This is a genomic window from Hafnia sp. HMSC23F03, from assembly GCF_001816025.1.
In the GTDB taxonomy this organism is placed as follows: Bacteria; Pseudomonadota; Gammaproteobacteria; order Enterobacterales; family Enterobacteriaceae; genus Hafnia; species Hafnia paralvei.
The window spans coordinates 1-15058 of the sequence record NZ_KV824246.1; the positions used below are offsets into that span (position 1 = coordinate 1).

Below are 15058 nucleotides of genomic sequence, written 5' to 3' on the forward strand. Positions count from 1 at the left end.
GCATGCAGGTTTCGGTGCATTAGGCGTACGAAACTTTAACTGTTCTCATGTAGATTTCAGTGCTTAAGGCGTACAAAACCTTACACAACATCAGCCCTAAGCCCCCCTAAAACCCATTCTTAATCCCTTTCATATCAGGCAGCTTATGCGCTATCCCTTTATGACAGTCGATACAGGTTTTACCGTCCTGAATGGCTTGATCGTGCATTTTCCCTGCGACGGTTTTCTGTGCAGTAAAGTCCATGTATTCGAAGTTATGGCAGTTACGACATTCCTGCGAATCATTGGCTTTCATTCGCGCCCATTCGTTTTCCGCCATCACCAGACGGTGTGCTTCAAATTTCTGTGGCGTATCAATCAGGCCAAAAGCCTTAGCGTACAGCTCTTTACTCGCCTTGATTTTACGCACTATCTTCGGCACCCACTCGTGGGGAACATGACAATCCGGACAGGTTGCACGCACACCACTGCGGTTAGTGTAGTGAACGGTATCCATATACTCCTGATACACGTTGTCGCGCATTTCATGGCAGCTAATACAGAATTTCTCTGTGTTGGCCATTTCCATCCCGGTATTGAAGCCGCCCCAGAAAATAATCCCCGCTACAAATCCCAACAACAGTAGCGTTCCCAGAGCCAAACGGCTTGGACGACGCCACCACTGCCATACTCGGCGAATAATGCCTGGTTTTTTCTGTTCGGTTGGCTTGTTGTCTACTTCTTTATTATCCAGCATAGCGGCTCCTGTTACTGCCCAAAGCCCGGTGCGGCCTGGAAGCTATTCCCCACGATAGGTGGTGCATCACTTTGTGGTACGTGGCATTGCAGGCAGAAATAGCGACGTGGAGCTACCTCACCCAACACTTTGCCATTAGCATCCATAAAGTGAGTTGGGCTAATTCTCGGTGCCCCCGTAGTTCGGTAATGCTCAACGCCGTGACATTGCAGGCAGCGATTGGTGTTTTTGCTGATCTGATAGCCATCAACGCTGTGCGGGATCATGGGTGGCTGATTAACATAGTTCAGCGCCATACGCTCTTGCTGCTTAGGCATTTTAATCTGCCCTTCTGCAGTGCCAGAGACTTCCGGTGACTGGCTCAAATCGACGTCGCTAGCCGCGTATACTGCGCCCGCTACAGACAGTGACAGCACTACCGCCTGTAACATTGCCCAAAGCGAAGCGTGCTTTTTCAGGACATTGCTTTTCATTCTTTAGCTCCCGAACGATGAAATCGGTTCTTAAATTCGAATACGTGCTCTGCACACACATCCATGCAACGCCCGCAGCTGATGCAATCTTTGCTCAGTACCAGCGGGCTATGATCGTTATTTAATACAGGATCTCGCAGAACCTGAGACTCCGGACAAACGTGAAAACAGTCCATGCAGCGGGTGCATTTTTCTCGATGTTCTGCGCTCACGCGCACCATCGCTTTCGCGCCGATAACGCCATACAGAGCGCCCATCGGGCAAATATGCCCACACCATCCATGTTCTGTCACCAGCAGGTCAAACAGGAAAACGGCCAAGATTAGCCATAGGCCACCCACCGCGCCAAAAATCAGGCTGCGCCCAAGCAATGCCACAGGATTCAACCATTCCCACAGCAAAGTTCCGCTTACGGCGCTGCCCGCCAATACCGCCAGCAAAATACCGTAACGCAGACCACGCGGCAGCGATGCCGATTGGCGGATATTTAGCTTGCGCCGCATCCACGCGGCGAAATCGGTCACCGGATTCAGCGGGCAAACCCATGCGCAGAACGCTCGGCTGGCAATCAAAGCATAAATAGCCACGATAACCAGTGCTCCCGCTAACGCGGTAAGAGCAGGCCAATGCCCAGCAAACAAGCTTTCCAGCATCATCAATGGATCGGTTAAAGGAACGGTATCCAGCAGCAAACTGCCGCTGTAGTTTCCTTTTAAAATCCATACGCTAAACCACGGTCCTGATAAAAACATCATCAGAATCGCCAATTGGCTTAAACGACGCAGGAGCAACCAGCGGTGGCTACGGATGAATCCGTGACGCTGACGAGCGTCACGACCAGCCTGATTTGCGCTGTTAGCCATTATTCACCTCCCTGCGGCATACGCGAAGGTAGCTGAGTGCCGGACGGAACTAATGAGTGTCCGGCCTTCTCTTTCTCTTCCCATCCCAAGCGGTAATGACGTCCCAGCTCTCCGCGTGCTATAGAGAGCGGCAGCACTTTAATTGCCGCTTCGTCTAACACGCAGGCCTGTTCGCATTTACCACAGCCGGTGCAGGCATCGCTGTGAACCGTCGGCAAGAACTTCGCATGCACGCCGGTTCTTTCGTTTCGATGCAGTTCTAGCGTGATAGCCTTATCAATGGATGGACAAACGCGGTAACACACATCACAGCGTAATCCCTGCCAATTTAGGCAATTCTCATGATCGAGAAGTACCGCCAGCCCCATCCGCGCATCATCGATGTCGGTCAGATGAGGGTCCAGCGCACCACTCGGACAGGCCACCACGCAAGGGATGTCTTCGCACATCTCACAAGGCGTTTGTCTGGCAACGAAATAAGGCGTACCCGCTGAAGAGGGCGACAACAGCGTCGCCAGCTTCAAGGTGTCGTAAGGACAAGCCTGAACACACTGCCCGCAGCGAATGCAGGCGCGCTCAAACTCACCATCCGACAAAGCACCCGGCGGGCGTAAAGCCAAACCATCGCGAGCCTGTGACTGCTTTTGTTGCAATCCCAACACCAGCGCTAGCCCTGCCAGCCCTCCGGCGCTGCGCACCGCGTCACGTAAGAAACGACGGCGTGCAGGCCCTTTATCTCGTTGTTTAGTCATCAGGTAACGCTCCTTGCCTATTTAGGCAGTCACCTTTTCAACTTTTACCGCACATTTTTTGAAGTCGGTTTCCTTCGACAGTGGATCGGTCGCATCCAGCGTCAGGTTATTCACCAACTGCGCGGCGTCAAAGAACGGCATGTAAACCAATCCTTGCGGCACGCGGTTACGCCCACGGGTTTCAACGATAGAAACCAGCTCACCACGGCGTGAGCTGACTTTCACTTTATCGCCACGGCGTAAACCACGCTGCTTGGCATCCAGCGGATGGATAAACAACACGGCCTCAGGGAATGCGCGGTGCAGTTCGGGAACTCGACGCGTCATAGAGCCCGTGTGCCAGTGCTCCAACACACGACCGGTTGACAGCCATAGGTCAAACTCTTTATCCGGCACTTCCGCCGCAGGCTCAAATGGCAGAGCAAAAATCACCGCTTTACCGTCTGGCTTACCGTAGAAACGCACGCTTTCGCCCGCTTTTACGAACGGGTCAAAGCCTTCACGGTAGCGCCACAGCGTTTCTTTGCCATTAACCACCGGCCAGCGGATACCTCGCGCCTTATGGTATTCATCGAACGGAGCCAGATCGTGACCGTGGCCACGACCAAACGAGGCGTATTCCTCAAACAGACCTTTCTGCACATAGAAACCAAAATCGCGAGATTCATCGTTCAGTTGATCGGCAGGGATCTCTTCAAGCTTAAATTTATTCACGTTGCCGTTGGCATACAGCACGTCAAATAGCGTTTTACCTTTTAATTCAGGCTTGCTATTGATCAGCTCTGCAGGCCAAACGTCTTCCACGGTGAAGCGCTTGGAGAATTCCATCATCTGCCACAGATCGGATTTCGCCTCGCCCGGCGCTTTTACCTGCTGATGCCAGAACTGGGTACGACGCTCAGCATTGCCGTAGGCTCCCTCTTTTTCCACCCACATCGCGGTTGGCAAAATCAGGTCAGCGGCCAAGGCGCTCACGGTTGGATAAGGGTCAGATACCACGATGAAGTTACGTGGATCGCGCCAGCCTGGCATACGGTCAAAGTTGATATTCGGCCCGGCCTGCATGTTGTTGTTACACATCACCCAGTAGGCATTCAACGTGCCATCTTTTAACGCGCGATCCTGTGCAACGGCATGCAGCCCCACTTTCTCAGGGATGGTACCCGCAGGCAGTTTCCATGTGTTTTCAGCGATCTGGCGGTGTTTTTCGTTGGTAACCACCATGTCGGCAGGTAAACGATGAGAGAACGTCCCCACTTCGCGTGCTGTACCACAGGCTGAAGGTTGGCCGGTCAATGAGAACGGACCACACCCCGGCTTAGAAATTTTGCCCGTCAGCAGGTGAATGTTGTAGCAAAGGTTGTTCGCCCATACGCCACGCGTATGTTGGTTGAACCCCATCGTCCAGTAAGAAACCACTTTGATCTTTGGATCGGCATACAGCTTCGCCAGTGATTCCAACGAATCTTTTGGCACGCCGGTCATTTCTGCGGTTTTTTCCAGCGTGTATTCAGATACAAACGCTTTGTAATCTTCAAAGCTCATTGGCTCTGACGCATCACTGCCAGGGTTCTTCGCGGCTTTTTCCAGCGGATCGGTTGGACGTAAACCGTAACCGATATCCGTTGCCCCTTTGCGAATATTAACGTGCTGCTTCAAGAACTCCTGATCGACGGCATTATTCTGAATAATGTAGTTGGCAATGTAGTTCAGGATCACCAGATCGGACTGAGGCGTGAAGATTATCGGGTTGTCGGCCAGCTCAAAGCTGCGGTGCTCAAAGGTGGACAGCACAGCCACTTTCACGTTCTGGTCAGTCAAACGGCGGTTAGTAATACGCGACCATAGGATGGGATGCATTTCCGCCATGTTGGAGCCCCACAACACGAAGGCATCAGCCTGTTCGATATCGTCGTAACACCCCATTGGCTCATCCATACCAAAAGTACGCATGAAGCCCACCACCGCGGACGCCATGCAATGGCGCGCGTTAGGATCGATATTGTTAGAGCGGAAACCAGCCTTGAACAATTTAGACGCCGCGTAGCCTTCCCAAACCGTCCACTGGCCTGAGCCAAACATCCCCACTGACGTTGGGCCTTTTTCTTTCAGCGAGGTTTTGAATTTTTCTTCCATCACGTCAAATGCCTGATCCCAGGTCACCGGCGTGAATTCGCCTTCTTTATTGTACTGACCATTCTTCATACGCAGCAGAGGCTGAGTCAGACGGTCTTTTCCGTACATGATTTTTGGCAGGAAATAACCTTTAATACAGTTTAGGCCGCGGTTAACTGGCGCATCAGGATCGCCCTGAGAAGCCACGATACGACCATTCTGCGTACCTACCAACACCCCACAACCGGTACCGCAAAAGCGGCACGGTGCTTTATCCCACTTAATTTCATCAGCCCCACCGACGACCGCTTTCGCGACGGTCGGAATGGTCAGCCCCGCAGCCGCTGCTGCAGCGGCGACGGCGTTGGCTTTCATGAAGTCTCGACGACTGAGTTTCATGGCGTATCCTCACCTTGCTCATCCTGCTGGTGATAAACCAGCGACACCGCCAGCACACCTGCCACATTGCGCGCTGACTCAATTCTGTCTAGCAATGCGTTTGAATCTTCGCTTTGCATGACAACCACTAACTTGCCTTTTTCTTGTTCTATCGCTGCCACTTCAGTTTCCGGCATGGCGGCCAGAGCGTCTGCGACGGCGGGTACGGCTTCCGGCTTAGCCTGAACGACTAATCCACATACGTGCCACATCTCATTGCTCATACTTCATTCCTTTCAGCAGTATCACCTTGCACAGAAGACGCTGCTGGCATAACGCGAATGGCATCCACCGGACAGCCACGAACACATTCGCCACAGCCGGTACATTTATCTAAATCAATAATCGGTTTCGCAATTCCGCTTAAATGCGGAGCAAATCGAATGGCATAAGGCTCGCAGGCATCCTGACAACTGCGGCATTCAATCCCTTTTTGCGTGAGACAGTTCCCCTGAATTTCAGCTCGGATCGTCCAAGGTTGTTCGCGATGTAATTCAAACAGCGGCAGCTCGCAGGCCTCGGCGCAGCGACGGCAGAAGGTACACTCTGCGCGATGGAAATCGATGGCAGGAAAACCACCGTCACCGGCGATTAATACGCCAGTTTCACACTGTTCAATACAGGAGTGGCAACGAGTGCAGCCCGCAATAAAAGCAGGCTCAGCAATCGTCCAAGGTGGACGCTGTGCGCTAGCGGGTTTACGCCAACGAGCACTGAGTAGATTGCGCCGAGAAAGCGTAGTCATTTAATACTCCAGTGACATTGCTCATCTGTCCTGATGAAAAGCACAGTGGCTAATAAAAATGAAAAATACGTCCGGTCAATTATTTTGGTTTTAACTTGTTGTTAGTAATAATTCTTATTTACTTAATAACCAGAAGTATAGGTTTTTTCTAAGCATAAAGTATGCGGATTAGAGGATGAGTTATAATCCCCCTTTATAGGTAATTGTGGGTAGGGATTGCGCGAGATCAAACCTTTTGTTGGGTTTTCACGCACTGTATAGAGGGTATCTGTTCATTTCGTTATTTATTGTTTTATATAACGATTGTTTGTATTCACTTTTATGCCTGAGTATCGCGGTACAAATAGCGACGTTATGAAGTCCCTTTTCCGCCCAATATGCTCAGCTCATCTTCTTGTCTCGTAGTCATACAAAATAGGTATATTGACTTGCTCGTAAAACGTTCAGTGACTAGCACAATAGCGAAAACATTAGCGGCTATTGTTATTCTTTCGGTGCTGTCTACGGGCATTGCTCTCGTCACCGTGGCCAGCAGTCTGAGCGACGCTGAAGCCGTGAATATTGCGGGTTCGCTGCGTATGCAAAGTTATCGGCTTGCCTATGATTTGACGAATCAGCCGCAGGATGTTGATTTGCATCTCAAAGAATATGAGCAATCAATGCAGGCACCTGCGCTCAAAAAGCTTGATCGCTTTTATGTCCCCTCCTCCGTGCGCAGTGAATACCACCATTTGCTCTCCACCTGGCATTTGTTAGATCAACAGCTTAAAGCCGGTGATACCTCTCAATATCTTTCTGATGTCGCGCGTTACGTTAGCCAAATCGATCACTTTGTATTGGTGCTACAACACTATTCTGAGCAGAAAATGCAGCAGGTTGTCGCTATCAGTCTATTAGGTGTTTTCGCCATCATTGGGCTGGTTTGGTTTGCAATCCATACCACCCGCCGCGAAGTTGTGGCACCGCTCAATAAATTGGTGAATGCCAGTCAGCGGATGCAAAGCGGCTATTTTTCACCGATGCCGTTGGATGTTAATCTCCCGAATGAAATCGGTGTGTTATCAAAAACGTTCATTCGCATGTCGAGCGAGCTCGAAAAACTGTATCGCTCGCTAGAAGATAAGGTGCAAGAGAAGACCGAAAGTCTTACGCAAGCCAATAAATCTCTCGGAGTACTGTTTGATTGCTCTCAGGCGCTAACCGTTAGTGAAATTACCCAGCCAAGTTTTGAAAAGGTGCTAAACATTGTTCGCACCAGTGAGTCACTGAGTTATCTAGAGCTAGAAGTTCACGACAGCGGCAACGGACGTTGGCTGCTACATAGCGGCCAGTTGGAGAATTCTGAGCCAACTGCATCCATAACACTGATGTTAGACGGGCATCGACTGGGTGAACTGCGCTGGCCAAAAGAGCAACATGCACAACAGCAGTTAATGCAAAACGTTGCCAACATGCTGAGCCGCGGGATCTATTTCAACCGCGCTCAAAAGCAGCAGGTGCAACTGTTATTGATGGAGGAGCGTGCAACTATTGCCCGCGAACTGCACGACTCTCTGGCGCAGGCACTTTCTTTCCTACGCATACAGATAACCCTACTTAAACGTTCCATTCCTACTGAAAATACACAGGCTCAGGGAATCATTCGAGATTTTGATCAGGCGCTATCTGACGCATACCGCCAACTGCGTGAATTGCTGGCCACTTTTCGCTTAACCATTCAGGAAGCTGATTTGCGAGAAGCCTTACATCAGCTACTGGCACCATTAAAATTGCAAACTGAGGCCATTATTACGTTAAACTGTGCCCTTTCCTCGCAGTCGCTCAACGCACAGCAACAGGTTCACGTCTTGCAAATTGTACGCGAGGCTGTGCTTAACGCTATCAAACACGCACAGGCAAAACATATCGAAATACGCTGCCATTATGGCTCTAAGGGCGAAAGTGTGATTAGCATTCAAGATGATGGTGTTGGCATCGCAAGCCTCGAAGAGCCTGATGGACACTATGGTCTTACGATTATGGCTGAACGAGCGACACGACTGGGCGGTGAATTGATGATTCGCGCTCGGAAACCTGCAGGAACTGAAGTTTCATTAGTTTTTCAGCATTGATTACTATTACCTGCATTAACTATTGTTCAATTAAAATACAGCAATAATAGGCTACGAAGAGATCGTCCCCTATTGTTTTGGAGCCTCCTATGGAAACAGAAAATTACGCAGTGATGATCGTGGACGATCACCCACTGATGCGCCGCGGCATTCGTCAGTTGCTCGAACTTGATCCTACTTTTGACGTCGTCGCCGAGGCTAGCAGCGGAAGTGAGGCCATTGCCCTTGCTAGCCGCGCGCAACCCGATTTGATCCTACTGGATTTAAACATGAAGGGACTATCCGGTCTGGATACGCTGAAAGCGCTGCGTAATGAAGGCGTGGATGCTCGCATCATTATTCTGACCGTATCGGACTCACGCAGCGACGTCTATGCTTTGGTTGATGCAGGTGCCGACGGCTATTTATTAAAAGATAGTGAACCAGAAATGCTGCTTTCTCAGATCCATCAAGCTGCAAGCGGCAAAAATGTCTTTAGTGACACCATCAGCGAATACCTGTCTTCACGCACTGAACTCACCGATCCTTTTGCCGATCTGACAGAACGTGAATTAGACGTATTGCAGGAAGTGGCTCGTGGACTTTCTAATAAGCAGATAGCTTCACAGCTTCACATTTCTGAAGAAACCGTGAAAGTTCATATCCGCAATCTACTGCGTAAATTGGACGTCCGCTCACGCGTTGCCGCAACGGTGCTCTATCTGGAAAATAAAAACCAGTAACACACTCAATGAGCGATGGCGATAGGCCGTCGCTCTCCCTCTTCCATAGTAGGATTAACTGTCTAGATTGCCGCTAACAATTGCTGAGCATGATCGGCAATCCATTTATCATTGAGCGGTCCCCAGCTTTTCAAACGATAGTAACCATCGTTGTTACGCACACCTTCTTGAACAAAGTCCAACTCGATCCCCATTCCAGGTAATGCTTTAAGCACGTCCTGTAAGGTTCTGCGCGGCCAACCGGTGACCTGCATTAGATGAGGTACATTAGGCTTTTCTATGTGGCTCAATAGCCAGCACAGATACAGTCGTCGTGCAAATACGGGGTTGAAATCCATTTATTCTCCTACTCATCACGTGGCAATCGCGATGTGGCTCAAAAATAACTTACGACACTGGTATTGTAGATAGTTTAGCCAGAAAGGGAAGGCGTGGGGCGCGTTAACAGAAAGTGAGGGGGCGTAATATCAATGAGAGCACAATGCTGAATTCAATTTCGATTAAGGCGTTCATTTCTATTTTATTTAATTTTTTATTTATTAAAACTTAAAACTAAAGTCCAAAAAACCAAAAAAGATCCATTAGATTAATATATATTGGCAATCTATTATTTAATCTGATCATTAAGCATCGTAATTTGACACTCAGATTAGCAAATAAACCAACTCAAAAAATCTATGTAAAAAAAACACCTACACCAATGACATAAAAGTCATTTAAATATATTAATTTAGAATAAGTTTCACCCTGAAAACATCCAAATACATTTCAGAATCAAGAAATACACGTGTATACTCCGCGAAATATCTGAAATAATGAGTCCTTAAAAAATATAATTCATACTTATTAATTGCGCCAAATAGAATTATCACGGAGAATAGTATAGTGAAAAGGAACTTGTTTATTGCCATGATCGCACTCTCCTCTGCAACCGTATTTGCTGCAGAGAATAACGCAGGTAAAATTCATTTTACGGGAGAAATTATTGAACCCAGCTGTGTCATTGTTAATGAGGACGGAACCAACGAATACAAGGTTCCACTAGGTACCTATCCCACCACATATTTCAGTTCGATAGGAACAGAATCAGATATCGTCCCTGTAAGTCTTTCTCTGGAAGATTGCCCGCTGAAAAGCGATGGGCTACCTAACATTCAACTGACCTTCTCAGGCTCTTTTGCACTCACTAACTCGAATACTTTACTCGACGTTAGTAAGATCACAACCAGTGGTGCAACAGCCGCGACGGGAGTAGGTATTGCTCTTAGTCCAAGTGGCGCCGATACAACTTTTATCAGAGTTGATGGGGCAGAAGGACAACTTTCTTTTCGTCTACCAACACTGCCCACAGATAAAGTTTATGCAACCTTTGACGCTCGATATAAATCATTTGCATCAACTGTCACCCCTGGTCCCGCTGATGCAGATTTAACTATTAATATTGTTTATCACTAAAATTTTAGTGATTAACTGAGCGTGTTATTAGCGATTCAACTAATAACACGCTGAGCATGATTTCGCCCAACAGCTTAGATATAACACTAAGCTTGCTGTGATATACAAAATTGATATGTATTTATTAAAGATCACTCATATGCGAATTCTTATACCGACCGTTTTTTCTATATTATGCATTCTATCTGGCTTCAGCCATGCGGCTGGCGTTCAGATAGGGCGAACACGTATTATTTATGACGCCAGTAAGAAGGAGGTTGCTCTACCGCTGATAAATAAAGAAAAGGATCTACCCTGGCTCATTCAATCTTGGATTGATACTGGTGACGGAAAAACTCGCGGGCCATTTATCATTACCCCACCACTTTTCAGGCTTGATCCACAAAAAGAGCAAAGTCTGCGAATCACATGGTCAGGTAAAGCGTTACCTACCGATCGTGAATCTTTATTTTACATGAATATACGTACGATCCCTGCAATGGCAAAAGACGAGGATGATAAAAATGTTTTGCGCCTCATCTATAAAACTCGATTGAAATTGTTTTGGCGCCCCAAGGGATTGCATGATACCCCCATTGATACCTGTAAAAATCTGAGGTTTATCCGGCATGATAATCAGTTGCTGATTACGAACGATGGCGACTATTACAGCGTTTTTGATAGTTTAAAAGTGGGCGGAAAATCAGTGGAACATATTGAAATGGTCGCCCCAAAATCAACCACACAATCTCAATTACCCGATACAGTCAAAGATTCAAACGTGATCTGGCGTTGCATTAGTGATTATGGCAACGCAACCAATGAATTTACATCGAATTTAACTCTGGGATAATGAGTCTCATGGCAGCTAAAGGATTGCGCCAACGCTTCTCTCATCCCAACTTGCAATCCCATCGATTATTGAGGGGCTTGAGTGGTTTGCTGCTCGTTGCTGTCAGCAACGTAAGCGCCAGAGAATTTTATTTTTCCCCTTCCTCCCTTGAGGGGGAAGAATTGTCTCAGCAGGATATTGACCTGTCTTTGTTTTCAAAAGAAAACGGTCAATTACCCGGTGCCTATCAAACCAAGATAATCATTAATAAGAAGTTGATAGACGACAAAACGATCAATTATATCAATAATAAGAACGGTGCTCTGCTGCCGCAATTGAGCCCCCAACAACTACGCCAGTGGGGAGTTCGTGTCGATGCTTATCCCAGCTTAGCAAACCTGCCTAGCACTGAGCCATTGATCGACACCATTGATGCATATATTCCTTTTGCATCAGTGACATTCGATTTCAACACAATGACGTTGCGTATTAGCATGCCACAGGCGGCCATCGATACGCACCATACCACCGACGCTGACCCTTCGCGCTGGAATGACGGCGCGCCCGTGCTTTTTGCTGATTACGCATTTTCTGGTTCACGGCATGAGAATAGCGATCATACGAGTAACGACACGCAGTATCTCAATCTGCGCAGCGGTGCTAATTTGGGCGGATGGCGACTTCGTAACTATTCAACCTGGAGCCAATCAGATCATACGCAGTCTTGGCAGGCTATTAATACGTGGGTCCAACATGACATTCACCTATTAAAAGCGCAGTTTGTTGCAGGCGAAAACAGCACTCGTGGCGAGGTTTTTGATAGCCTGCAATATCGAGGTATTAATCTCGCATCTGACGATGAAATGCTGCCCTATAATCAGCGTGGTTTTGCACCAATAATACGTGGTATCGCCAGCTCTAACGCGGAAATCTCCGTACGTCAAAATGGCTATGTCATTTATCAAGCGAATGTGGCACCGGGTGCGTTTGAAATTACCGACCTGTATTCGACGACCAACAGTGCGGACCTTGAGGTTACGGTCAAGGAAGCTGACGGCACCGAACATCGCTTCACCCAACCTTATTCAAGTGTTGCAGTCATGCAACGGCCGGGTAATATCCGCTATGAAGTCACTCTCGCACGCTATCGAGCTGACGAAGCTCTCACCGCAAATGAGCCACTTTTTGCACAAGGCAGCGCCATTTACGGACTTAACAACTACCTGACTTTTTTTGGCGGTGTAACATTTTCGCCCGACTATCACGCATTCAACGGCGGCACTGGAGTTGTGCTTGGCGATTTCGGCTCGATATCGACCGATGTAACTTGGGCGCAAGCACGTCTAGATAATGATGAACAGCAAGACGGTCAGTCTTGGCGCCTCATGTATACCAAGAAGATAGAAACGACAGATACGAACTTCACGCTCGCAAGCTATCGATATTCGACGAGTGGCTACTACAGCTTTGCCGATGCGAATGAAAAATATGACGATAGCGATACAGATTGGTCATTTCGCTATAACAAGCGCAGCAGGCTTCAGTTAAACCTCAATCAAACAATTCTGAACAGTAGTCTATATGTCTCGGGCTATCAGCAGGACTACTGGCAGACCAGTCGTAAAGAAAGAAGTGTGACATCAGGATTCAGCCGGGTTATTGGGGATATTAGCGTTAATCTTGCCTATACCTATAGCAAAACCAGCGATGAGAAGAGCGACCAAATGATGTCGCTAGGTTTTAGTGTACCGCTCGCAAAATGGCTACCCAAAAGCTGGGTCAGCTACAATATCAACTCCAGTAAACGGGGCGACACTAGCCATAACGTTGGGCTTAATGGCACGGCGCTGGATGACGATAGACTGAGTTATTCACTTCAGCAAAGCCATACCAATCATGGCGGTGAAGATAACAGTAGCGTGTATGGCGGTTATCGTTCGCAATATGCCAACGTTAATGCGGGCTATTACTACGCCTCTGATAATTCTCGGCAATTGACCTATGGTGTAAGCGGCGCGGTTGTTGCTCATCCATTAGGTGTAACCCTGTCCCAGCCTCTAGGTGAACAATTTGCGATTGTCAGCGCAAAGGGCGCATCCGGTGTGCGCTTTACAAATCAGCGTGGCGTTCGAACCGATTTCTTTGGCAACGCCATTATCCCTTCCCTTACGCCCTATCAGGAAAACGTTATTCGCGTCGATACCACCAGTTTACCCGATGATATTGACACAGATGCAACGACGATGACTGTTGTTCCAAGCAGGAACGCCGCTGTCAGCACACAATTTACGGCTCATATCGGCTATCGAGCGCTAATCACCCTCACCCGCCCAGACGGCCGCATTATCCCATTTGGAGCCGTAGCCAGTGTGGATGGACTGTCTCTAAGCGGAATTGTGGATGACCATGGCGAACTTTATCTCTCAGGGGTGGGTGAACACATTGCATTGACGGTGCAGTGGGGCGACTCATCTGAACAACGTTGTCACGCAGACGTCGTGTTTCCCTCTTCTTCTGAAGCAACAGTGGGTGGCATTCACCAAGCCAGCGCACTCTGCAAGCCGGATGTAAATCATGCAAAATAAAAAGACCGCTACACACGTCGCATTCCTTCAACTATCCAAACGTTGTCTGGTGTTGATGTTTTCTATTTTCCCCCTTTTCTCTCAAGCGGCGACGACGGTGTTACAGAACTGCTTTCCCGCGCCAGTAACCTACACGATTAATACTGAGACAGAACTCCCCTCCGAAGAAAACCAGGATGGGTATTCTGCCAGTGCGAATGAGCACATCACAGGTAATGGTCCAGCTGTCGTTGCAAACTGTACCTGCCCGTATAATCTTTACGCATCCACAACCATCTATGAAACTACCGCAGCAAGTAGCCCACTGCCTCCTGGAACCAACGGATATGGTTATTTGACCGAACATCTGGATATCAACGTGACTGCCTATGGCAACGCGATAAACTCACCCGATGGCAGCGGCCTGCCTTCTATTAATATTGATACCTATCCAACACCTATTGCAGGCATGAATAGCGTCCATGAGGTAGAGCTAAGACACACTGAAGGAACAAGCGATGTGTGTAGTGACGCAACAAAACCTACCGACGCGAGCAGTACAAAACGAAGCTTTAAATGGAATATTTTAACTTTCGGATTTTACATTAAAAAAGCGATTCTTGGCGAAGAGCTCATTCCATCAACGGTTATCGTGCAAAATTATTCGTGCCTCTCTTTCGGTAACTATTGCAGCGTCACTGACACACAATGGGTGTCCAGTATTCAAGTGACCGGAAAACTTACCGCGCCGTTGAGTTGCACTATCAATGCAGGAAGCACCATAGAGGTTGAATTGGGTAATATCGTGACATCACAGTTTGTTTCCCAAGGTGAGCCTCCAAGCAACTACACCTTAAAAGACGTTGATATCACGTATCACTGCGACGATCCGGCCGCCGCCAACGCAGGAAAAATCAAATTCAGCCTTACGGCCGACCAAGGGGTTGCCGCAGGCAGCAACAATCTCATTGCAAAAATGCTCGACCGTGATGACATCGGCGTTCGTATGTATGATCAAAATAACAATGATATTGTGCTAGACGGTTCACTCGATTTACCCATCACTCTGGATACGCAGGGAAATGGAAAGATAAGTATGACAGCAGCGCCGGTGAGCACGACATCCAGCAAACCCCAACCGGGTAAATTTGAAGGTAACGTTACGGTAAAAATGGAGCTTCGTTAAAGTCCCCCCACATTCATAGGCTGTATTATGATGAATATCAAAATACAGCCTCACCGCCCTCTTAGACTGAATAATGCTGGCAAATAC

At 48.2% G+C, this 15058-nt stretch carries 14 protein-coding genes; 6 read left to right on the plus strand and 8 right to left on the minus strand.

The window, feature by feature from the left end; all coding sequences use genetic code 11:
* Positions 1 to 106: 106 nt before the first annotated feature.
* From napC to napF, 7 genes are read right to left on the minus strand one after another with little or no spacing between them, the layout of a single operon-like run.
* On the minus strand, positions 107 to 736 hold the full coding sequence (gene napC / locus HMPREF3091_RS21070; protein WP_004092041.1) for a cytochrome c-type protein NapC: 630 nt from the start codon (positions 734 to 736) through the stop codon (positions 107 to 109).
* A gap of 11 nt (positions 737 to 747) precedes the next feature.
* Positions 748 to 1167, minus strand: a complete 420-nt coding sequence (gene napB, locus HMPREF3091_RS21075) for a nitrate reductase cytochrome c-type subunit (RefSeq protein WP_230599750.1) — start codon at positions 1165 to 1167, stop codon at positions 748 to 750.
* A gap of 38 nt (positions 1168 to 1205) precedes the next feature.
* On the minus strand, positions 1206 to 2072 hold the full coding sequence (napH, locus tag HMPREF3091_RS21080; protein ID WP_070718802.1) for a quinol dehydrogenase ferredoxin subunit NapH: 867 nt from the start codon (positions 2070 to 2072) through the stop codon (positions 1206 to 1208).
* Positions 2072 to 2824: a ferredoxin-type protein NapG gene (napG, locus tag HMPREF3091_RS21085; RefSeq protein ID WP_004092035.1), complete on the minus strand. Its 753-nt coding sequence runs from the start codon at positions 2822 to 2824 to the stop codon at positions 2072 to 2074. The genes napH and napG overlap by 1 nt, the downstream gene beginning before the upstream one ends.
* 21 nt (positions 2825 to 2845) lie before the next feature.
* A complete protein-coding gene (gene napA, locus HMPREF3091_RS21090; protein WP_004092033.1) occupies positions 2846 to 5338 on the minus strand; it encodes a nitrate reductase catalytic subunit NapA in 2493 nt (830 codons plus the stop codon).
* Positions 5335 to 5601, minus strand: a complete 267-nt coding sequence (gene napD, locus HMPREF3091_RS21095; RefSeq protein WP_004092032.1) for a chaperone NapD — start codon at positions 5599 to 5601, stop codon at positions 5335 to 5337. The genes napA and napD overlap by 4 nt, the downstream gene beginning before the upstream one ends.
* Complete coding sequence (gene napF / locus HMPREF3091_RS21100; RefSeq protein WP_070718803.1) at positions 5598 to 6122, minus strand: ferredoxin-type protein NapF; 525 nt, start codon at positions 6120 to 6122, stop codon at positions 5598 to 5600. The genes napD and napF overlap by 4 nt, the downstream gene beginning before the upstream one ends.
* Before the next feature lie 428 nt (positions 6123 to 6550).
* Here napF and narQ point away from each other — a divergent pair, with 428 nt between their 5' ends.
* Together narQ and narP are read left to right on the plus strand one after the other, a co-directional pair.
* Positions 6551 to 8233: a nitrate/nitrite two-component system sensor histidine kinase NarQ gene (gene narQ / locus HMPREF3091_RS21105; RefSeq protein ID WP_070718807.1), complete on the plus strand. Its 1683-nt coding sequence runs from the start codon at positions 6551 to 6553 to the stop codon at positions 8231 to 8233.
* Between the two features lie 89 nt (positions 8234 to 8322).
* Positions 8323 to 8955 (plus strand): nitrate/nitrite response regulator protein NarP, encoded by a 633-nt coding sequence (gene narP / locus HMPREF3091_RS21110; protein ID WP_004092024.1) that lies wholly within the window; start codon positions 8323 to 8325, stop codon positions 8953 to 8955.
* 62 nt (positions 8956 to 9017) lie between these two features.
* On the opposite strand, the gene HMPREF3091_RS21115 is transcribed toward narP, so the two are convergent.
* Positions 9018 to 9293, minus strand: coding sequence for a winged helix-turn-helix domain-containing protein (locus HMPREF3091_RS21115; RefSeq protein WP_004092022.1), 276 nt, complete (start codon positions 9291 to 9293; stop codon positions 9018 to 9020).
* 571 nt (positions 9294 to 9864) lie between these two features.
* Between HMPREF3091_RS21115 and HMPREF3091_RS21125 the strand changes: the two genes are divergently transcribed.
* From HMPREF3091_RS21125 to HMPREF3091_RS21140, 4 genes are all read left to right on the plus strand, one after another.
* Positions 9865 to 10410, plus strand: a complete 546-nt coding sequence (locus HMPREF3091_RS21125) for a fimbrial protein (protein WP_070718813.1) — start codon at positions 9865 to 9867, stop codon at positions 10408 to 10410.
* Positions 10411 to 10549: 139 nt separating this feature from the next.
* A complete protein-coding gene (locus HMPREF3091_RS21130; RefSeq protein WP_083321490.1) occupies positions 10550 to 11242 on the plus strand; it encodes a fimbrial biogenesis chaperone in 693 nt (230 codons plus the stop codon).
* An 8-nt stretch (positions 11243 to 11250) separates the two neighbouring features.
* Entirely contained in the window at positions 11251 to 13806 is a 2556-nt protein-coding gene (locus HMPREF3091_RS21135; RefSeq protein ID WP_246840039.1) for a fimbria/pilus outer membrane usher protein, read from the plus strand.
* Positions 13796 to 14971 (plus strand): fimbrial protein, encoded by a 1176-nt coding sequence (locus HMPREF3091_RS21140; protein WP_070718824.1) that lies wholly within the window; start codon positions 13796 to 13798, stop codon positions 14969 to 14971. The genes HMPREF3091_RS21135 and HMPREF3091_RS21140 overlap by 11 nt, the downstream gene beginning before the upstream one ends.
* Positions 14972 to 15058: the final 87 nt, after the last annotated feature.